The 20,566-nt window shown below is 64.1% G+C and carries 18 protein-coding genes; 16 read left to right on the top strand and 2 right to left on the bottom strand.

Going from position 1 to position 20,566, the window contains the following annotated elements; all coding sequences use genetic code 11:
- Nucleotides 1-12: 12 nt before the first annotated feature.
- Nucleotides 13-1,047 (bottom strand): ubiquinol oxidase subunit II, encoded by a 1,035-nt coding sequence (gene cyoA, locus BGP02_RS17060; RefSeq protein ID WP_286798894.1) that lies wholly within the window; start codon nucleotides 1,045-1,047, stop codon nucleotides 13-15.
- 160 nt (nucleotides 1,048-1,207) lie between these two features.
- On the opposite strand from cyoA, the gene BGP02_RS17055 reads away from it, so the two are divergent.
- Nucleotides 1,208-2,542 (top strand): MFS transporter, encoded by a 1,335-nt coding sequence (locus tag BGP02_RS17055; protein ID WP_026131810.1) that lies wholly within the window; start codon nucleotides 1,208-1,210, stop codon nucleotides 2,540-2,542.
- Nucleotides 2,543-2,624: 82 nt separating this feature from the next.
- On the opposite strand, the gene BGP02_RS17050 is transcribed toward BGP02_RS17055, so the two are convergent.
- A complete protein-coding gene (locus BGP02_RS17050) occupies nucleotides 2,625-3,494 on the bottom strand; it encodes a LysR family transcriptional regulator (protein WP_286798889.1) in 870 nt (289 codons plus the stop codon).
- A gap of 152 nt (nucleotides 3,495-3,646) precedes the next feature.
- Here BGP02_RS17050 and BGP02_RS17045 point away from each other — a divergent pair, with 152 nt between their 5' ends.
- From BGP02_RS17045 to BGP02_RS16975, 15 genes are all read left to right on the top strand, one after another.
- Nucleotides 3,647-4,672: an ABC transporter ATP-binding protein gene (locus tag BGP02_RS17045; RefSeq protein ID WP_425494730.1), complete on the top strand. Its 1,026-nt coding sequence runs from the start codon at nucleotides 3,647-3,649 to the stop codon at nucleotides 4,670-4,672.
- Nucleotides 4,669-5,766, top strand: coding sequence for an ABC transporter ATP-binding protein (locus tag BGP02_RS17040; protein WP_286798888.1), 1,098 nt, complete (start codon nucleotides 4,669-4,671; stop codon nucleotides 5,764-5,766). The genes BGP02_RS17045 and BGP02_RS17040 overlap by 4 nt, the downstream gene beginning before the upstream one ends.
- A gap of 41 nt (nucleotides 5,767-5,807) precedes the next feature.
- On the top strand, nucleotides 5,808-7,310 hold the full coding sequence (locus tag BGP02_RS17035) for an ABC transporter substrate-binding protein (RefSeq protein WP_150563250.1): 1,503 nt from the start codon (nucleotides 5,808-5,810) through the stop codon (nucleotides 7,308-7,310).
- 40 nt (nucleotides 7,311-7,350) lie between these two features.
- Nucleotides 7,351-8,295, top strand: a complete 945-nt coding sequence (locus tag BGP02_RS17030) for an ABC transporter permease (protein WP_017233210.1) — start codon at nucleotides 7,351-7,353, stop codon at nucleotides 8,293-8,295.
- A gap of 13 nt (nucleotides 8,296-8,308) precedes the next feature.
- On the top strand, nucleotides 8,309-9,232 hold the full coding sequence (locus tag BGP02_RS17025; protein ID WP_286798887.1) for an ABC transporter permease: 924 nt from the start codon (nucleotides 8,309-8,311) through the stop codon (nucleotides 9,230-9,232).
- Nucleotides 9,233-9,309: 77 nt separating this feature from the next.
- Nucleotides 9,310-10,947 (top strand): gamma-glutamyltransferase family protein, encoded by a 1,638-nt coding sequence (locus BGP02_RS17020; protein WP_261939161.1) that lies wholly within the window; start codon nucleotides 9,310-9,312, stop codon nucleotides 10,945-10,947.
- A 316-nt stretch (nucleotides 10,948-11,263) separates the two neighbouring features.
- Nucleotides 11,264-13,669: an MCP four helix bundle domain-containing protein gene (locus BGP02_RS17015; protein ID WP_150563248.1), complete on the top strand. Its 2,406-nt coding sequence runs from the start codon at nucleotides 11,264-11,266 to the stop codon at nucleotides 13,667-13,669.
- Nucleotides 13,666-14,394 carry a methyl-accepting chemotaxis protein gene (locus BGP02_RS17010; protein WP_268567348.1) on the top strand — a complete coding sequence of 243 codons (729 nt, stop codon included), beginning with the start codon at nucleotides 13,666-13,668 and terminating at the stop codon, nucleotides 14,392-14,394. The genes BGP02_RS17015 and BGP02_RS17010 overlap by 4 nt, the downstream gene beginning before the upstream one ends.
- Nucleotides 14,395-14,410: 16 nt before the next feature.
- Nucleotides 14,411-14,980, top strand: coding sequence for a hypothetical protein (locus tag BGP02_RS17005; protein ID WP_150563246.1), 570 nt, complete (start codon nucleotides 14,411-14,413; stop codon nucleotides 14,978-14,980).
- Nucleotides 14,981-15,019: 39 nt separating this feature from the next.
- Nucleotides 15,020-15,661, top strand: a complete 642-nt coding sequence (locus BGP02_RS17000; RefSeq protein WP_286798886.1) for a chemotaxis protein CheX — start codon at nucleotides 15,020-15,022, stop codon at nucleotides 15,659-15,661.
- Between the two features lie 47 nt (nucleotides 15,662-15,708).
- Nucleotides 15,709-16,074 carry a response regulator gene (locus BGP02_RS16995; protein ID WP_017233217.1) on the top strand — a complete coding sequence of 122 codons (366 nt, stop codon included), beginning with the start codon at nucleotides 15,709-15,711 and terminating at the stop codon, nucleotides 16,072-16,074.
- A gap of 149 nt (nucleotides 16,075-16,223) precedes the next feature.
- Nucleotides 16,224-16,766, top strand: coding sequence for a MarR family winged helix-turn-helix transcriptional regulator (locus BGP02_RS16990; RefSeq protein ID WP_286798885.1), 543 nt, complete (start codon nucleotides 16,224-16,226; stop codon nucleotides 16,764-16,766).
- Between the two features lie 281 nt (nucleotides 16,767-17,047).
- On the top strand, nucleotides 17,048-18,304 hold the full coding sequence (gene mhpT, locus BGP02_RS16985) for a 3-(3-hydroxy-phenyl)propionate transporter MhpT (protein WP_017233219.1): 1,257 nt from the start codon (nucleotides 17,048-17,050) through the stop codon (nucleotides 18,302-18,304).
- Between the two features lie 146 nt (nucleotides 18,305-18,450).
- Complete coding sequence (locus tag BGP02_RS16980; protein ID WP_286798883.1) at nucleotides 18,451-19,593, top strand: porin; 1,143 nt, start codon at nucleotides 18,451-18,453, stop codon at nucleotides 19,591-19,593.
- Nucleotides 19,594-19,734: 141 nt separating this feature from the next.
- Nucleotides 19,735-20,565, top strand: a complete 831-nt coding sequence (locus tag BGP02_RS16975) for a p-hydroxycinnamoyl CoA hydratase/lyase (protein WP_017233221.1) — start codon at nucleotides 19,735-19,737, stop codon at nucleotides 20,563-20,565.
- Nucleotide 20,566 lies beyond the last annotated feature (1 nt).

Raw genomic sequence — 20,566 nt, 5'->3', positions numbered from 1 at the left:
GCGCGGTATGCGTCACTGCGTAAGTCTCTCGCCGGGGGCGTGCCGAGTGTCGGACGCGAACTGCACGGTGTTTTGCGCCGTGCACATCGCGTCGGCGAGCAACGACTCGGACGTGCCTGTGCGCGCCCGGCTGGCGCGCGGATGATTGGGCTGATCCATCATGTCCTTCAGACAGGTCTGCCCGGGTTGCACGCAGCGGTTCAGAATCGCGTCATAAAGATTGGGCGCCACGTCGCCGTAGTAGTGGACGGGCACCCATTCGCTCGGCTGGGCGAGGGCCTCGTACTTGTCGCGCGTGAGGTTGTCGCCGCGCGCCTTGACCTGTTTGACCCACGCGTCGAAACCGTCTGCCGACAGTCCGTGAAATTTGAAGCGCATGCCCGAGAAGCCCGCGCCGCTGAAGTTCGCGGAGAAGCCGTCATAGATCCCGGGCTTGTTGATGACCGCATGCAGCTTCGTTTCCATGCCCGGCATCGCGTAGATCTGTCCGGCCAGGGCGGGCACGAAGAACGAATTCATCATCGTCGTCGATGTGATTTCGAATCGGATCGGCCGATCGACGGGGGCGGCCAGTTCGTTGACGGTCGCAATGCCCAGATCGGGATAGAAGAACAACCACTTCCAGTCCATGGCGACCACTTGCACCGTGAGGGGGCGCGTGTCGGGGGGGATCTCGCGTTTGGCGTCGATGCGCTCAAGCGGCCGGTAGGGGTCCAGCTTGTGCGTGCTGACCCAGGTGAGCGCGCCCAACGCGATGATGATCAGCAGCGGCGCGGCCCAGATCAGCAGTTCGAGCAGCGTCGAGTGATCCCATTCGGGCGTGTAAATGGCACGCTTGTTCGACGCTCGGTAACGCCATGCGAAGACCAGTGTCAGCACGATCACCGGAACGATGATCAGCAACATCAGGACAGTGGAAATGATGATGATGTCCCGCTGCCTTACCGCAAGATCGCCCGAGGGCGACATCAATACGGTATTGCAACCGGACAGCAACGCGGTGGCGGGGAGCAAAAATACCCCGCGAAGGCACTTGGGGGAAGTCATGCTGCGATCGATGGAACCGTAGCCGTAGACCGGGTTCATCATGGACTGCCCTCCATGATGCGGCAATTTAGGGTAAACCCTATGGCGTCGATTCGCGATACCTGCGATGCTCTTCTGGCACGAGTGTCATGGTCATCCCGATCCGCAAGGGGGTCCGATAATGTCAAGCAGTGCTCATCAATCGCCGACGCCGCCCGGCGTGACTGCCGCATCGACAGCGCACGATCACGGGAGCAAGTCGCGCATTGCGCCCGAGGAAATCGCGGTCGGCGTGGTGGTCGGACGCACCTCCGAGTACTTCGACTTCTTCGTGTTCGGCATTGCCGCCGTCCTCGTCTTCCCCCATGTTTTCTTCCCGTTCGCTGACAGCCTGCATGGCTTGTTGTACGCGTTCGCGATCTTCTCCCTCGCGTTTATTTCGCGCCCGTTCGGTACCGCGCTGTTCATGAACGCGCAGCGCCGCTGGGGGCGCAGCGTCAAGCTCACCGCCGCGCTGTTCGTGCTCGGCACGGCGACAGCCGGCATGGCGTTCCTGCCGGGCTATGCGGTACTGGGGGACCGCGCCATCTGGCTGCTCGCGTTCTTCCGGCTCGTGCAGGGCATCGGCTTCGGCGGTTCGTGGGATGGGCTGCCGTCGCTGCTCGCGATGAATGCCCCACCGCAGCGGCGCGGCTGGTATTCGATGATGGGGCAACTGGGCGCGCCGATCGGCTTCATCATCGCGGCCTCGCTGTTCCTGTTCCTGCACTCGAGCCTCGAGTCCGACGACTTCCTCACGTGGGGGTGGCGTTATCCGTTCTATGTGGCGTTCGCCGTGAACGTGGTCGCGCTGTTTGCCCGGCTGCGTCTGGTGGTGACGCACGAATATACGGAGATGCTTGAAGAGGGCCAACTGGAGCCGATCAGCACGCGCGAAATGGTGCGCTCGCAGGGCTACAACATCTTTCTCGGCGCCTTCGCCGCACTCGCGAGCTATGCGCTCTTTCACCTGGTGACGGTGTTCCCGCTGTCGTGGATCGCGCTGAAAAACAGCCAGGATCTGAACAATGTGCTGATCGTGCAACTGTGCGGCGCGGCGATCGCCATCGTGTGCACGGTCATTTCCGGGCGCATTGCCGACCGCATCGGCCGACGCACCACGCTGGGCCTCTTCGCCATCTTTATCGGCATATTCGCACTCTTCGCGCCGTTCCTGATGGGCGGCGGCTCGACGCAGCAAGACATTTTCATCCTGGTCGGCTTCGCCCTGCTCGGATTGTCGTACGGGCAGGCGGCGGGCACGGTGACGTCGAACTTCGAGCAACGCTTCCGTTACACCGGGGCGGCGCTGACGACCGACTTCGCGTGGCTGTTCGGCGCGGCCTTCGCACCGCTCGTGGCACTGGGATTGTCGTCCGAGTTCGGGCTGATCGCAGTGAGCGCCTATCTGCTCTCCGGTACTGTCTGCACGCTGCTGGCACTGCGCATCAACAAGGCCTTCGAGACGCGCGATTGATCGCATGCGCGGCAACCGGCTTCTCATTTTCGGTCACGGCGCGACAGTGTTCGCGCCGTTTTTCCCTCGTCGCAGCATCCACTCACACGTCGTGCAACATGCCGGCGATGGCGGCCGTGATGTCGTGCGTGCGTGAGTCATGCTCACGATGAATCATGCCGACCGTGCGCAGCAAGGGCGGCTCGGCAATCGGCACGATGCGCAACAACGGGTCGGACTGCCAATCGCCGCGATGCAGTTGCGGCAGCACCGATACGCCGACGTTCTTGCGCACGAGCGCGACGATCGTCTCGATGGAGTTCAGCTCCAGGTATTCGGTCACGCCGAGCTTCGCCGCGCGTAACGCCTGCTCCACCACCATGCCGGTGCGAACGCGCCGGTCGAAGCGCAAAAACGCGTGCTCGTCCAGAATGCGCTGCGGGGCGGGTTCGGTGACGTCGCGATTCACGACCATGACCATCGGCTCGGTATAGAGGGGCGTCCACACCAGGCCGTCGACGCGCGCATCGTCGGCGCGCGCGACCACGGCGGCGATGTCGACCTCGCCCTGCTCGACGAGATCGGTCAGTTCGTCCGAGCGCGCCGACGTGAGCCGCACATCGAGCCGTGGGTGCGCGGTCTTGAGTTCCGCGACAGCCATCGACAGTGCGCCAATGACCGACACCACGGCGCCGATGGTGACCGGGCCCTGCATGGTGCCGGCGGAGGTGGCGCTCAGCTCGGCGGTGAGCGCCAGGATCTGCTCGACGCGCGGAAACAAGTCACGTCCCTGACGCGTGAGCGTGATCTGCCGGCCGCGCCGATCGAACAGCCGCTGACCGACGGCATCTTCGAGACCGCGCATTTGCAGGCTGACGGCCGCTTGCGTCAGCGCGGCACGCTCGGCGGCCGCCGCAAACGAGCCGGTTTGTGCCACCAGCCGGAACGTCTTCAACATGCGCAACGTAAGCATCGAGAGGTTAAGAATAATTTACGTTTGAAAAAGAAATATTAATATTTCTTTTGCGTGCGTGGAAGACATAATCGTGTCACGCACATCCCTCGCGACCGGCTTTCCGGAACCGGGGCAAGACGATTGATAACCCCTACAACGCGCCCATGACCATGCCCGCAGACGCTGGGCCGGTGCTTGATGTCACCGGACTGTCGCTGAAGTTCTCGAAAGCGCCCGACGCGCCGAATCTGATCGATGGCGTCTCGTTTGCCGTGTATCCCGGCAAGACGCTGTGCATCGTCGGCGAATCGGGATGCGGCAAGAGCGTGACGTCGCTCGCCCTCATGGGGTTGTTGCCGAGTCCGCCCGCCAATGTCGTGGCGGGGCGCGCGATGTTCGAAGGTCGGGATCTGCTGACGTTGGGGGAGCGCGACTTTGCCGACCTGCGCGGCAATCGTCTCGCGATGATCTTCCAGGAGCCGATGACCTCGCTGAACCCGTCGTTCACCATCGGTCATCAGATCGAGGAGGGCATTCGGCGCCATCGCGGTCTGGATCGCCGCGCCGCGCGCGCCGAGGCGCTCGAAATGCTCAAGCGGGTGCGCATCCCCGCACCGGAGACACGGCTCGACAACTACCCGCACGAACTGTCCGGCGGCATGCGTCAGCGCGTAATGATTGCGATGGCGCTTGCCAACCGACCCGCGCTGCTGATTGCCGACGAACCGACCACCGCGCTCGACGTGACGATTCAGGCGCAGGTACTCACGCTCATTCAAACCTTGCAGCGCGAAACCGGCACCGCCGTCGTGCTCATCACGCACGACCTGGGCGTGGTCGCCGAAGTCGCCGACGATGTCGCGGTGATGTACGCGGGGCGCATCGTCGAATACGGCTCGGTGAACGAGATCTTCGATGATCCGCAGCATCCCTACACCATCGGTCTGATGGGGGCGATTCCGTCGATTGGCAAACGCGAGGGCACGCTCGCGACCATCCGTGGCGCGGTGCCTTCACCGGAACGCATGCCTGCCGGTTGCCGTTTTGCGCCGCGCTGTCCGTTTGCCGAAGCCCGCTGCACGCAGGAAGCCCCTGTCGAGCGTACGTTGTCCGGCAAGCATCGCGTGGCCTGCTGGCTGGCACCGGTGGAGGCCCTGACACCGCCCGCATTCCCGATGGAAGAGGTTGCCGTATGAACGCCCCCGCCCCTGTGCACCCGCTGTTGGACGTGCGCGACCTGACCAAGCACTTCGGCGGTCATCGCGTCGGCTTCTCTCGTGCGCCCACGGTGTATGCGGTCAACGGCGTGTCATTTTCCGTGCAGGCCGGAGAGACGTTCGCAATCGTGGGCGAATCCGGTTGCGGAAAATCCACGCTGGGGCGGCTGTTGTTGCGCTTGCTCGATGCCACGCGCGGCGAAGTGCGCTATCAGGGCGAGGACATCATGACGTTGGGTGCGAGCGCCATGCGGCGTCTTCGGCGCGAACTTCAGATCATCTTCCAGGACCCGTTCGCGTCGCTCAATCCGAGCATGACCGTGGGGGGACTGATCGGCGAACCGATCGCGTTGCACGGCCTCGCCCGTGGGCGTGCCCGGGACGAACGCGTGGCCGAACTGCTGCGCACCGTCGGCCTGCATCCCGATTACGCACAACGCTTTCCGCATGAGTTCTCCGGCGGTCAGCGACAGCGCATCGGCATTGCGCGAGCCTTGGCGGGGGAGCCTCGGGTGATCGTTGGCGACGAGCCGGTCTCGGCGCTCGACGTTTCCGTGCAAGCCCAGGTCATCAATCTGCTCGAACGCCTCAAGCACGACTTCGGACTGACGCTCATCATGGTCGCCCACGATCTGGCGGTGATTCGCCACATGAGTGATCGTGTGGCGGTGATGTACCTCGGGGAGATTGTCGAGCTGGCCAGCGCGGACGCGCTCTTCGACACGCCGCTGCACCCTTACACGCAGGCCCTTCTGCAAGCAATCCCCGCGAGCGATCCGCACTTGCGGCGCGAACGCGCGCCGCTCGGCGGCGAATTGCCCAGCCCGACCGCGCCGCCGCCCGGGTGCCGCTTCCATCCGCGTTGCCCGCATGCGCGCGCCGCGTGCCGCGAGCACAAGCCGGTCGACGAAGTGTTGCCCGACGGTCGGCAAGTCGCCTGTCATTTCTGGCGCGAAATTCAGAACGCTGGGGCCAGTCCGGCGCGCGCCGCGGCGCCGAGCGATGCGCTGAGCGCGCGACTTGCGCTGTATCGTGCGCGCCAAGCCCAGGCCGATGCGGCCGTCGGCAGATAACAACACTTTCTCCCCACTCACATCCACAAGGGATCTCACGCATGCGTAAAGTTCTGCTCGATCTTGTACTGGCGGCGTCGTTGACGACCGGCGCAGCCGCCGCGATGGCGCAATCGACGCTTCGCATCGGCTTGCAGGAGGACATCGGCTCGCTCGATCCCGCGCGCAGTTCGCAGGTCGTCGACCGCATGGTGCTGCGCTCGCTGTGCAGCTCGCTGGTCGATATCAGTACCGATCTGAAGTTCGTGCCGATGCTCGCCACCTCGTGGAGTGTGAGTGCCGACGGCAAGACGTGGACATTCAAGCTGCGCCAGGGCGTGAAGTTCCACGACGACGAGCCGTTCAACGCCCGCGCCGTCAAGGCGAATCTGGACCGCGCGCGTAGCCTGCCCGCGAGCAATCGCAAGAGCGAGCTGTCGTCGATCGATCATGTCGACGCCGTGGACGACAGCACCGTCAACATCGTGCTCAAAGCGCCGGATTCCGCGCTGCTCGCCACGCTGTCCGATCGCGCGGGCATGATGCTCGCGCCCAAGACCCTGAGCGACGATGCCGCCGTGCAGTCCCACCCCGTGTGCTCCGGTCCGTACAAGTTCGTGCAGCGTGTACAGAACGATCGTGTGGTGCTGGAGAAATTCCCGGGCTACTGGGAAGCGGACAAGTATCCGATCCAGAAGGTCGTTTTCCTGCCGATTCCCGACACCACGGTGCGCCTGGCCAACGTGCGCTCGGGATCGCTCGACATGCTTGAACGCCTCGCGCCGTCGGATGTGGCCTCGGTCAAGCGCGATGCCAACCTGAAGTTCGTCTCCATCGACGGGTTGGGTTACTACGGCCTGACGTTCAATGTGGCGGCGAACGCGCCCAAGGCATTGCGCGACAAGCGCGTGCGTCAGGCGTTCGATCTGGCCATCGATCGCGACGCCATCAACAAGGTGATCGGCGGCGGTATCTTCACCCCGGCCAATCAGGCATTGCCGCGCTCGGGACAGTACTACGACGCGTCGATCAAGACGACCAAGCGCGACGTTGCCAAGGCAAAAGCGTTGCTGAAAGCGGCGGGCTTCGAGAAGGTCGACGTGACGCTGAGCTTCGGCAACAACACGGTCTCCAATCAGATGGCGCAGATGCTGCAGGCGATGCTCGCCGAGGCGGGCATTCAACTGAAATTGCGGCCGATGGATTACGCGGCGGCGCTCGACGCCGCCCATCGCGGCGACTTCGACGTGCTCTACAACGGCTGGTCGGGACGCGTGGATCCGGACGGTAACCTGCATCAGTTCGTCACGTGCAAGGGCAACCTGAACTACGGGCAGTACTGCAATGCCGATGTCGACAAGCTGCTCAACGAGGCGCGCGTGAAATCCAGCGTGGCGGAGCGCAAGCCGCTCTATGACGCCGCCGACAAGATCCTGTCCGAAGACAATCCCATCCTTTATCTGTACGTGCAGCCGTGGCCGTATGTGCTTACCAAAAAGGTGCAGGGATTCGTTGCCTATCCGGACGGACTGATTCGTCTGCGTGGCGTGAGCCTCAAGGGATAATCCGGGACCGCCCGGCATTACCAGGGAAACAGGAGCCGTCATGCTTCGCCTCGTCCTCCATCGTGCGCTGGTCGCGATACCCACGCTCATCATCGTGTCGATGATGATCTTCGGGCTGCAGAAGATGTTGCCCGGCGATCCCGTGCTCGCGATGGCCGGCGAGGATCAGAACCCGCAGGTCATCGCCGCGCTGCGCGAGAAGTACCACCTCGACAAGCCGCTGCCCACGCAGTACGCGCTCTGGATCGGCGACGTGCTGCGCGGCGACCTCGGCAACTCGCTGCGCACAGGCGAGCCGGTCACGACACTGATCGCGCAGAAGCTGCCCGTGACACTGCAACTGGCGATGTTCGGATTGCTGATTGCCATCGGGATCGGTATCCCACTGGGCATCCTGTCGGCGGCCAACCGCGGCAAGGCCATCGATTACGGCGCGAACGTGCTGGCCTTGTCCGGCATGTCGATCCCCAACTTCTGGCTCGGTATTCTGCTGATCTTTCTGGTCTCGGTGCGTTGGCACCTGCTGCCGTCGTCGGGTTACGTATCGCCTGCCGAAGACCTGTGGATGAGCTTCAAGACGATGGTCATGCCGGCGTTCGTGCTCGGCGCGGCGCTGGGGGCTCAGTTGATGCGCCACACGCGCAGCGCCATGCTTGGCGTGCTGCGCACCGACTACATTCGCACGGCGCGCGCCAAGGGTCTGTTGCGTGGCACCGTGGTGCTCAAGCATGCGCTGCGCAATGCGCTGATTCCTATCGTGACGGTGCTCGCGCTGCTCTTTGGCGAACTGCTCGCGGGCGCGGTGCTCACGGAACAGGTCTTCACGATTCCGGGATTCGGAAAGCTGGTCGTCGATGCCGTGTTCAATCGTGACTATGCCGTGGTACAAGGCGTGGTCCTGGTGACCGCCGTGAGCTTCATCGCACTCAACCTCCTGGCCGACGTGCTTTACGTCTTGCTCAACCCGCGCCTGCGTCGCGCCTGAGACCTCTTCGAACATGGCCGCATTGCCTACGACTTCCACTGCATCGCAGAGCGCCGAAGGGGGCCGACCCGCCGCGGCCGTTGCCAGCCCCGAACGGTTGCCGCGCCGCCGCCATCGCGGGCTGCGCAAGTTCGCACGTAACCGGGCGGCGGTCGTGGGGGCCATCATCGTGGCGTTCGCCGTGATCGTCGCGCTGTTCGCCCCGTGGTTGTCGCCGTACGATCCGATCGCCACGAGCTTCATGACGGTGCGGCAGGCGCCGAGCGCGCTGCACTGGTTCGGCACGGACGAGCTGGGTCGCGACGTGCTCGCCCGCATGGTCTTCGGTGCGCGCGCCTCGCTCGCGGCGGGGGTGGTGTCGGTGGGCATCGCGGTGATCGTCGGCGTGCCGCTGGGTTTGCTCGCAGGGTACTTCGGCCGGTGGGTCGACGCGATTGTCTCGCGTCTGGCCGATGCGCTGCTCTCGATCCCGTTCCTGATTCTCGCGATTGCGATGGCCGCGTTCCTCGGCGCGAGCCTTACGAACGCGATGATTGCCATCGGCGTGTCGGCCATGCCGCGTTTCGTCCGGCTTGCCCGCGCGCAGGCGTTGACCGTCAAGGCGGAGGAGTATGTGGAAGGCGCGCGCGCCATCGGCCTGACGGATGCGCGCATCATCGTGCGCTATATCCTGCCCAACGTGCTGCCGCCGATCATTGTGCAGGCGAGCCTGACCGTGGCGACCGCGATCATCGCGGAGGCAAGCCTGTCGTTTCTGGGGCTTGGACAGTTGCCGCCCTCGCCGTCGTGGGGCTCGATGCTCAACACGGCCAAGGACTTCGTCGAGCAGGCGCCCTGGATGTCGATTTTCCCCGGTATCGCCATTTTCCTGACGGTACTCGGTTTCAACCTGCTGGGCGACGGTTTGCGCGACGCGCTCGATCCGCGCGAACAATAGCGCGGCACGAGATTCTTCAGCCGCGCCGCCCGGTGGGCCACTTTCACGATTCGTTACCAAGGTCATCAGCCAGTCCCATGACGCACTTCAATTGGCAGAATCCGTACCCGACGCCGCGCCTGCCGGTGTTCGCCCGCAACATTGTGTCGACGTCGCATCCGCTGGCCGCCCAGGCCGGGCTGCGCATGCTGTGGCAGGGCGGCAACGCCGTCGACGCCGCGATTGCCGCTGCCGCGTGCATGACAATCGTCGAACCGGTCTCCAACGGCCTGGGCGGCGATTGCTTCGCGCTGGTCTGGGACGGCAAGGAACTCCACGGCCTGAACGCCTCGGGCGTGGCGCCGGCCGCGTGGAACATCGATTACTTCCGCAAGAAATATGGTGAGCAGCATGGCATCGCCAAGCAGCCGACGCGCGGTCTCGACACCGTGACCGTGCCCGGCGTGATCGCGGGCTGGGAGGCGTTGCATGCGAAGTTCGGCAAGCTGCCGTTCGCGGATCTGATGGCGCCGGCGATCGAGATCGCCGAGCGCGGACATGCCGTGGCGCATATCGTCGCACGCAAATGGGCGGCGGCGGTGCCTGAGCTGAAGGACCTTCCTGGTTACGCGCAGACGTTCATGCCGCATGGCCGTGCGCCGATGACCAGCGAGATGATCCGTATGCCCGGCCATGCGCGCACGCTGCGCCTGCTCGCGAAGGAGGGGCCGCGCGCGTACTACGAAGGCGAGATTGCACAGCGCATCGCCGCCTGGTCGGCAGAGCATGGCGGGGCGATGACGACCGACGATCTGCGCAATTACCGCGCCGATTGGGTCAAGCCGATCGAGAAGGATTATCGCGGTTATACGGTGCACGAGATTCCGCCGAACGGGCAGGGCATTGCCGCGCTCATGGCGTTGGGCATTCTGGAGAAGTTCGATGTGTCTCGTCTGGCGGTCGATCGCGTGCATTCGCAACACTTGCAGATCGAGGCGATGAAGCTCGCCTTTGCCGATCTCTACCGATACGTCGCCGATCCCCGCTCGATGGAGGTGACGCCTGAGCAGATGCTCGACGACGCCTACCTCACCGCGCGTGCGAAGCTGATCGACCCCGAGCGGGCGTCGCATTTCGACTTCGGCATGCCGAAGGCCGGCGGCACGATCTATCTGTCGGCCGCCGACGAGCAGGGCATGATGGTGAGCTTCATCCAGTCGAACTACATGGGCTTCGGTTCCGGCGTGGTGGTGCCCGATCTGGGCATCGCGCTGCAAAACCGAGGCTGCGGGTTCTCCATGGATCCGAAGTCGGCCAACGTGGTCGAAGGCGGTAAACGACCGTTCCACACCATCATTCCGGCGTTCCTCACGCAAAAGGTCGACGGCAAGCACGAGGCCGTGATGAGCTTCGGGGTGATGGGCGGCGATATGCAGCCGCAGGGCCATCTGCAATCGATCGTGCGGATGATCGACTACGGCCAGCAACCCCAGGCGGCATGCGACGCACCGCGCTGGAAGGTCAATCGCGACTTTACCGTCGATATCGAATCGACGCTTGACCGCGAGACGGTGGCCGGACTGGTGGCGATGGGGCACTCCCTGAAGTCCATCGACGACCCGTACATGGACTTCGGCTCGGGTCAGTACATTTGGCGCCTGGATCGCAACGATCCGGATCGAGGCTACGTCGCCGCGAGCGACAGTCGTCGCGACGGTCTCGCCGCCGGCTACTGAGCCAGCGGTTGGTCCCGCAGCGCCGGTGGCGCGGTGTGCATCGCACCGCGCCACCGGCGCTGTTTTCTTATGGGGCGGCGCTGCGCATGTCAAGTCGTGTCCAGAGGTGATGTTGGCGTGCGCTCACTCATCTCGGATTCCTACACGGCGTTACGGCGTACAGAACACATTAAGATTCTGTTGATTCATCGAATCGTCACAGTTCACCGGCAATAATCACGTCGCACGAAGCCTATACCAACTAATTCGGCAACCGATCTACTGCGTCGAATCGCGCGTGGCACCGGGGGCCGGTGCGACCCGGGGAAACGACGCCATGACGATCCGTCATCGAATTACGCTATTGGTGATCCTGACGTTTATCGCGCTCTCGATCATCGGTGGCTACGCGGTCTACCAGACCCGCGCCAGCGCTCACAAGGTTCGGCAGGTGACGGAAGGCGTGGTGCCGAGCGCACTCGCTTCCGCCGATCTCGTCTCGCAAGTCAAGGCGGTGCAGATTGCCACGATGACGCTGGTCTACGCGCAGGACGACACTGTCGTCGAACAGGCGCTCAACACCCTCAAGAAGCTGCGCGGCGACATTGACCGGTCGCTGACCCGTCAGGCCGAAGGCGCGGCGAGCGATGCGCAGAAGGGATTGGTGACCCAGGCCCGCGAGAGCGTCGAGAATTACTTCAATGCCATCAACGACACCGCCAAGCTCAAGCAGGCGGGCAAGACGGACATGGCGCAGGCGTTCCTCTTCGCGATGGTCGCGCAGTATCGCGACGAACTCGAAGGGGTGGTCAACACGCTGCGCGTCGAGAAGACGCGCCAGCAGGACTCGGCCATTGCAACGCTCAATGACACGCTCTCGACCACCACGACGGCCATCGGCATCGTGACCGGACTCGCGATCGTGCTGCTCACGGCCATCGGCGCGTTGCTGTACCGCCAGATCACGCGTCCGCTCTCGCGCATGCAGGCGATGATGAGCGAGATCGCCAAAAGCCAGGATTTCACCCGTCGCGTGCCGGTCGGTCGGATGGATGAAATCGGGCACTCGATCGTGGCATTCAACGGCATGATCGAGAAGATTCAGGAACGCTCGGCGCAACTTAAGCAAAAGACGGCCGACATTCAGGCGATGCTGCAGAACATGCAGCAGGGCATTCTGACGGTGGTCGACGGCGCGCGCGTGCATGGCGAATACTCGGCCTATCTCGAAGCGATCTTCGAGACGCAGGACATCGCCGGGCGTCCCGTCATGGAACTGGTGTTCGGCGACAGCGATCTGGGCGCGGATGCGCTCTCGCAGGTCGAAGCCGCCGTCGAGGCCTGCATCGGGCAGGATGCCATCAACTTTGTCTTCAACGAACACTTGCTGGTGGGCGAGATCGGCAAGCGCATGTCGGACGGGCGCATCAAGCAACTCGATCTGACCTGGTCGGCGATCACCGACGAGAGCGACACGATCCTGCGGCTCATGCTGTGTGTACGCGACGTGACCGAGCTGCGCGAACTCGCGGCCGAGGCCAGCGAGCAGAAGCAGCGGCTGGAGATGATCGGCGAGATTCTGTCGGTGAGCCAGGAGAAGTTCCATCACTTCATCGAAAGCTCGACCGGCTTCATTCGTGAGAATGAACGCATCATACGCAAGCACTCGCAGGCCGACAGCGCGGCCATTGCCGAGTTGTTCCGCAATATGCACACCATCAAGGGCAACGCGCGCACGTACAACCTGCAGTACCTGACGAACGTCGTGCACGAGACCGAGCAGCGCTATCACGAGCTGCGCCAGCCGGACGTCGCGCGCCTGTGGGATCAGGATGGCCTGATGCGCGAACTGGAGCGCGTGCGCGATGCCGTCGATACCTATGCGCATATCAATGAGATGAGCCTCGGTCGAAAAGGCCCGGGCAGGACGGCCGACGAGGAATCGATGGTGGTGGACCGTGCCCACATCCGCGCGAGCCTGCGCATGCTCGAAGCGGCCGATCCGAACGATCCGCATCAACTCGTCGCAATGCGCGACGCCGTGCATCAGACCCTGCGCCTGCTGGGCACCGAGGGCGTGGGCGAAGCGTTGGGCGGGGTGCTCGATTCGCTGCCGTCGCTGGCGAGCGAACTCGGCAAGCCGGCGCCGGCGGTGCGCGTCGACGACAACGGCTATCGCCTGCGTTCGCCCGCCGTGCGAATTCTGCGCGATGTGTTCATGCACCTGCTGCGCAACTCCATGGATCACGGGCTGGAGAGCGCGGACGAGCGTCGTGCGAAGGGCAAGCCGGAGGCCGGCACCATCGACATCGAAGTCGGCCTCGATCACAACATGCTGCAAGTCACGCTCTGCGACGACGGACGCGGCCTGGCGCTGCACCGCATTCGCAACATCGCCGTGCAGCGCGGCTGGATTACGGCCGAAACCTACGTGACGGACGAGCAGATCGCCCAGTTCATCTTCCGCCCGGGCTTCTCGACGGCGGCGCAGGTCACCGAGGTGTCCGGGCGCGGTGTGGGCATGGATGCGGTGCAGGACTTCGTGCGGCGCGAGCATGGCCGCATCGAGCTGCGCTTCACCGACGAGCACAAGGGGGCTGAGTTCCGCCAGTTCCAGACGGTGGTGTGTCTGCCGGACAACCTCGTGGTCGACGGTTTCGACCTGAACAGCGTGGCGGCCGATGCCGTCGACAGACCTGCGCTGGATGTCGACGTGCCGCGCTCGGAGACGATTCGAGTATGAACTCGGTGCAATGGTTGCTGGCGGGTGGAATGGCGGGCGTGATCAGCGCAGGCGTTGTGGCGTTCGTTGCGCACCGGTGGCGCATGGCGCTGGCCACGGCACACTGGCGCGCACTGACCCAGGCGCATGACGAGGCACTGGCGCAGGTGCTCGAACGCGAGCGTCTGGCGATCGTCTGCCTCGAAGAACAGGGACAGGCGCACGATGAGGCGCTCACCGCACAACAGGCACGTTTGACGCAGGCCGAAGTCGATTTGCAAGTGGCGCGCAAGTCCGAGGCTGCCGTGCTGGAAGCAAAAGGTCACTGGCAAGCCGAGGCCGAGCGCATTGCGGGCGAGGCGGGGCGTCTGCGCGGACTGGCGGCGACCTTCGAGCGCTGGCACGAGCAGATGATCTCCCTCATGACGCAGAACCAGGACATGCACGCGAAGAACCACGAACTGGCGTCGATCGTTCGGCACGTTCTGATCGTGTCGCTCAACGCGTCCATCGAAGCGGCCCGCGCGGGTCCGGCCGGGCGCGGCTTTGGCATCGTCGCGAGCGAAGTGCGTTCGCTCGCCACACGCTCCGAAGAACTCTCGAAGAGCTATCGCGACAGCCTGCTTCGCAACGACGTGACGACGACGGCAACGTTCCAGGACATTCAGGCGGGCGGCAAGATGATCGCGGCCTCCCTCTCGAGCGTTGAAGCCCTCGCGCAGCAGTTGCATTCCCGTCTTCACTAAGCCAGCAGGTTTCGTTGTGATCAGCGCTCACGCCCGCGACAGTTTCGAACGCATTCTCCATAAAGCCGCACGCACCCGGCTCGCACGCTCGGTGAGCGGCGCGTGCGAGATTGTGCCGCTCTCAGTGCGCCAGCACGACGCGCCGCCGCTGGACGTCGGGGTCGATCTGGCCGCCCGGCATGCCAACGTGGTGGTGTTCACCATCTCGTCCATCGGCTTTCGCATGCTGCTGGTGCTGCACTTCGACGAGGACGATGCGACGGCCGCGTACTTCGCGGGCGACGATCGCGACAAGCCGTTTCGCGAGGTGTTCCTCGAACTTGGCAATCTGTGTTGCGGGGCGATCAATCAAGAGTTGCTCAACTACTTCCCCGATCTGGGCATGTCGACGCCGTACGTACTGAGTGCGCACTGCGTGCCGCACCTTACGCAACTCAAGCCGAATCTGCTGTCCTCGTGGGACATCACGCTTGATGGTTCGGTGCGTCTGGCGGCCACGCTATGCGTTTGCGCGCACGCCCCGCTCGACTTCAATGCCGACGTCAGCGAATCGGAAGACAGCAGCGGTGAACTGGAATTGTTTTGAATTGGCAATGGTTTTGTCAGGCCCTAGGAAATTACGATAATGAACCGAAGCACCCCCCGCGAGTCGGTCAGCCAGTTTCTGATCCTCGACGACAGCGTCGAGCATGAATACCCCGAAGCGCTCGTGCGCGGCATGGTCGATATCACCGATGGTGTATTTCGCGGCTTGTTCGGCGACATCGCCGTGCACTGCGAGCCGCCCGGCGTGGTGCGCGATCGCATCATTTTCGGTGAGGTCTTCAGCCTGATCCCGCTCGAGAGCGCCTGGTGCCGCGGCTACATGATGATGCAGGCCGAGCAGGTTCCGTTCATGCAACTGCTCGAACATACCGGCCGCTGCGAGGGGCCGGCGGGCTTTCGCGAACTCAACGGCATGCTGGGCGAGCTGACGAACCTAATCTGGGGCGCGTTCAAGAGCCGCTACATGGGTGATCCCTCGGCAGTGGGCCACACACAGGTGCAGGTGCCGCTGCTCATCAATCACAAGCAGAAGTACATTTCGTTCGGCACCGACAACCCGCAGTTGTGTTTCGTCTATCGCCTCACCGATCCGGTCAGCGGCCAGATCGTGACATTGCATCAGCATTTCGTCTTTAGCCTCAACTGGTCGCCGGAGGCGTTTCGCGACGCCCCGCAGGCAAGCGCCGAGCCCGTCGAAACCGGGGCGCTGGAGCTGTTCTGAGATCCCGACGCGAACCTCTACTCCCTCTTACACACAAGGACAACACCATGTCGAAGATTCTCGTGGTCGATGATTCGAGCACTGTGCGCGACGAAGTCGCCGGCTTTCTGCGCAAGAACGGCCTGGACGTGGACACCGCCGTTGACGGCAAGGACGGTCTCGCCAAGATCAAGGCCAGCCCGGGCGTGAAGCTCGTCATCAGCGACGTGAACATGCCGAATATGGACGGCCTGACGATGGTCGAGAAGATTCGCGGCGAACTCGCGAACCAGAGCGTCAACGTGGTGATGCTCACCACCGAGAGCAGCCCGGCCATGAAGGAGCGTGGCAAGGCGGCCGGCGTGAAGGGCTGGATCGTCAAGCCGTTCAAGGGCGACGCCGTGCTCGAGACGTTCCGCCGGCTCGCCGGCTGACATCGCAGGCCAACCGGTGCCGCGGGGGCCGGTCCGCGACGCCTCGCCGCCGGACCGTCGCCACTGCGCGACGGCGGCGTTACACTGCTGACTTTCCCGCACTATGCGAGCACTGACGCAGGCTGTTTGCGCATCCTCGCTTCCTCATCATGAGCGTTGCACCCGAGAAAAAGAAGCTGACCGCAGCCGCAGGCGCCGACGACAATGTCGTGCGGGCACCGGACACCGAAGTGATCGAAGGGGCGGCGGGCTCGGCCGAGGCACGGCCGCGTCGGGCCAAGTTGCGTCTGACCTACGTCATCGCCAGCCTCGACCGTCTGCTGCGTCGCCACATGTCCGACGCGCTGGCACCGCTCGGCCTCACGCTCGCCCAGTTCACCGCGCTATCGGTGCTCGACGCCCGCGGCAAGCTCTCCAATGCGCAACTCGCCCAGCGCTCGTTCATCACGCCGCAATCGGCCAATGAGGTCGTGAGCCTCATGGCTGGGCGCCAGTGGATCACCCGTGAGCCCGACCCCAATCATGGCCGCATCGTGCTGTTGCAACTCACCGACGAAGGGCGCCGGGTGCTCGCGCAATGCGAAGCCGTCGCCAAGGAAATCGACACGCGCATGCGTGCCGATGTGAGCCGCGAGGACGCCGCCGCCGTGCAACGCCATCTCGAAATGTTCGTGCGCAATCTGCGCGACTGACCCCGGGTTTGTCCCGACCTGCCGATCACTTGTATTGTCAGGTAGCTTGATATTAAATGGAGACCGTCGCCGCAGAGAAGCGGGCGACAGCATTCCAGTGGCACGGTAAGGCGAACGCAATATGCGGCTCGCGCGGCATTGTCGCGCCCGCCGTACGTCCGCCCTATATATCAGGTTACCTGATTAAATGGGCGTCGCCGCCGGCGTCGGCTGACTGCGCATCAGGTGCCGCTCTCGCAGGGCGGCGACCGAAGTCCATGACGAAGATGACAGGAGACACCATGAAATCGAATCAGGAGGGCAACGCGCAGGCGTTGCCGTTGGCGCCGGACAGGCAAGCGAGTCTCGCCAGTCCGGTGGCGCTCACGTTGGCGCTTTGCTTTGCCGTGGCGTTGCTCGAAGGTCTCGACCTGCAATCGGTCGGGGTGGCGGCACGCGGCATGGCCAAGGAGTTCGGACTCAGCGTCGCGCAGATGGGGCTCGCCTTTTCGGCGGGCACTTTTGGCCTGCTGCCCGGGGCGATGGTAGGCGGGCGTTTGGCCGACAGCATCGGCCGCAAGCGCGTGCTGATGCTCTCGGCCGCGGTCTTCGGCGTGTTGTCGATTGCCACGGCGTTCGTGTCGGACTTTTGGATGTTGGTGATCGTGCGCGTGCTCACGGGCATCGGCCTGGGCGGTGCAATGCCGAACCTGATTGCCTTGTCGTCGGAAGCCGTGCCGCCCCGCCTGCGCGGCACGGCCGTGAGCATCATGTATTGCGGGATTCCGCTCGGCGGTGGCATTGCCGCGACCATTGGCATGCTGGCGGTGAGCGACGCCGACTGGCGGCATATCTTCTACGCGGGCGGCATTGGCCCGCTGTTGCTCTTGCCGTTGCTCGCCTGGTGCCTGCCGGAGTCTCGCGCGTTTGCGGCCGCGACCTCGCAAGGCCAGCGCGCCACGCCCGCGCCGATGATGACGGTGCTGTTCTCCGAGGGGCGCGGCATCTCGACGATTCAGCTCTGGCTATCCTACTTCTGCACGCTCATCGTGCTGTACTTCCTGCTCAACTGGCTACCGTCGCTCATGGGGGCGCGCGGTCTGGCGCGCGGCGATATCGGTTGGGTGCAGATTCTTTTCAACGTGGGGAGCGCCGTGGGCGTGCTCGCCCTCGGCTACCTGATGGATCGCGCGCGCATGTCGCTCGTGATTGGCGGCATGTACCTGGGCATGATCGCCTCGCTTGTCGGGCTCGCGGCGGCCCAGGGCTTCGGTGTACTGGCGACGGCGGCGTTCTTCGCAGGCATGTTCATCATCGGCGGCCAGTCGGTGCTCTACGCGCTCGCCGCCGCCTACTACCCGACCGCCATGCGCGGAACGGGCGTGGGGGCAGCGGTGGCGTTCGGACGCATCGGCTCGGTGGTCGGGCCACTGGCCGCCGGCATGCTGCTTGCCGTGGGCAGCAGTGCCGCCCTGGTGATCGGCGCGAGCATTCCCGTCACCATCGTGGCCGCGCTGGCCGCCCTCATGCTCATTCGTCGTCCCCGCGCGGCTGACTGATTCGGCGTCACGCCGGTTGGCCTCGCTTGTGCGCGACGGACGCCACTGGGCTGTGCCGTCGCGCATTTTCTTGCGCAAGGGCCGCGCAGGTCTGCCGTTCCTGGTTTGCCTACACCGATAACAACATCAATTATTTGGAGACACCCATGGCATTTCCCCATCGCGCTCATGCGCTCGCTTCATTGACCGTGGCCGCCGCGCTGGTGGCGCCCGGTATCGCCAGCGCACAATCGAATATCACGCTGTACGGCATTGTCGACACCGGAATCGAGTACGTCTCGCACGCCAGTGTGAACGGTGCCGTGTTGCGCATGCCGGGTGTGACCGGCGAATTTCCGTCGCGCTGGGGTCTGCGCGGCACGGAAGATCTCGGCGGCGGGCTCGCGGCGATCTTCCAACTGGAGAGCGGCTTCAACCTGCGTGGCGGCGATCTTGGCCAGGGCGGTCGCCTGTTCGGCCGCCAGGCCTTCGTGGGCGTGAAGGGCCCGTATGGCACGCTGTCGTTTGGCCGCCAGTACACCATGACGTTCTACGCGCTGCTGGGCTCCGATATCCTTGGCCCCGATATTTACGGCATGGGCTCGTTCGATGCGTACGTTCCCAATGCGCGCACCGATAACTCGGTCACGTATCAGGTCGGCTGGCAGGGGCTGAGCTTCGGCGCGGGGTACTCGTTCGGCCGCGACGCGGCGGGTACGGGCAATTCGCCGGGGCAGGGCACTTGCGCCGGACAGGTGCCGGGGCAGTCGGTGCAATGCCGTGACTGGTCGGTAATGCTCAAGTACGACGCGAACAACTTCGGCGTCGCCACATCATACGAAGAACTGCGCGGCGGCACCAACGCCGCGGTCAACTTCTTCGACGGACAACCCACCTCGGTGTTCGCCAGCAGCGGCGACAAGGACACCCGCACGACCCTCGGCGCGTACTACAAGTACGGCGCATTGAAGGTCGGTGGCGGCTGGCTGGGCCGTCGCGTGTCGACGTCCGCCATCAATACGCACACCAACCTGTTCTACCTGGGCGCGGCGTACAGCATTACGCCGACGTGGCTGGTGGACGGCGAGGTCTACCGTATCGTCAACAGCGATCACAACACGCGCGGCACGATGACCACGCTGCGCGCCACTTACTCGCTCTCGGTGCGCACCGCGGTCTACGCGCAGGCGGCATACCTCTTCAACAGCGCCCACGCAGCGTACTCGGTCAGCGGCGGAGGCGGCGGCACCACGCCGCCCGCCGGCGAGGGCCAGGCCGGTGTGATGCTCGGCATGCGTCACACGTTCTGATATTTCGAGATCAGGGTTTTCACTGAAAACGTGATGCTTGCAATGTAAGGTTGCCTGATATTAAATGTGTCTGTCGGCAACACCGCGCGCCACTCCCGGCGCGCGGCACAGGTTGCCCGGAACACTTGGGAATTGCGCAAAATGACTGCATACGAAGGACGCTGGAAGACGATCGACGTGAAGGTGGAGGGGGGCATTGGCTGGGTCACCTTCAATCGCCCGGAAAAACGCAATGCCATGAGCCCGACGCTCAACACGGAAATGATCCAGGTGCTCGACGCGCTCGAGCTCGATGCCGATGCCCGCGTTGTCGTGCTCACGGGCGCGGGAGCGGCATGGACGGCGGGCATGGATCTGAAGGAATACTTCCGCGAGATCGATGGCGGGCCGGAAGTCGTGCAGGAGCGCGTACGCCGCGACGCGTCGGATTGGCAATGGCGCCGCCTGCGCATGTACGCCAAACCGACCATCGCCATGGTCAACGGCTGGTGCTTCGGCGGTGGCTTCTCGCCGCTGGTGGCGTGCGATCTGGCGATCGCTGCCGACGAGGCAGTGTTCGGTCTGTCGGAAATCAACTGGGGCATTCCGCCGGGCAATCTGGTGAGCAAGGCCATGGCCGACACGGTGGGACATCGCCGCGCGCTGCACTACATCATGACCGGCGACACGTTCACGGGCGTGGAAGCGGCGGACATGGGGCTGGTGAACCAGAGCGTGCCGCTCGACCAACTGCGTGATGCCACGCTGGCCCTGGCCGCCAAGCTGCTGGAGAAGAATCCGGTCGTGCTGCGCGCGGCGAAGCATGGTTTCAAGCGTTCGCGTGAGCTGACGTGGGAGCAGTGCGAAGACTATCTGTACGCGAAACTCGATCAGGCCCAGTTGCGTGACCCGGAACACGGCCGCGAGCAAGGCTTGAAGCAGTTCCTCGACGACAAGGCGATCAAGCCGGGCCTGCAGGCTTACAAGCGCTGAG

The organism is Pandoraea sp. 64-18 (assembly GCF_001899225.1).
GTDB lineage: Bacteria > Pseudomonadota > Gammaproteobacteria > Burkholderiales > Burkholderiaceae > Pandoraea > Pandoraea cepalis.
The sequence above is the reverse complement of the archived record's forward strand: the minus strand, read 5'-3'. Positions and strand labels throughout refer to the sequence as shown.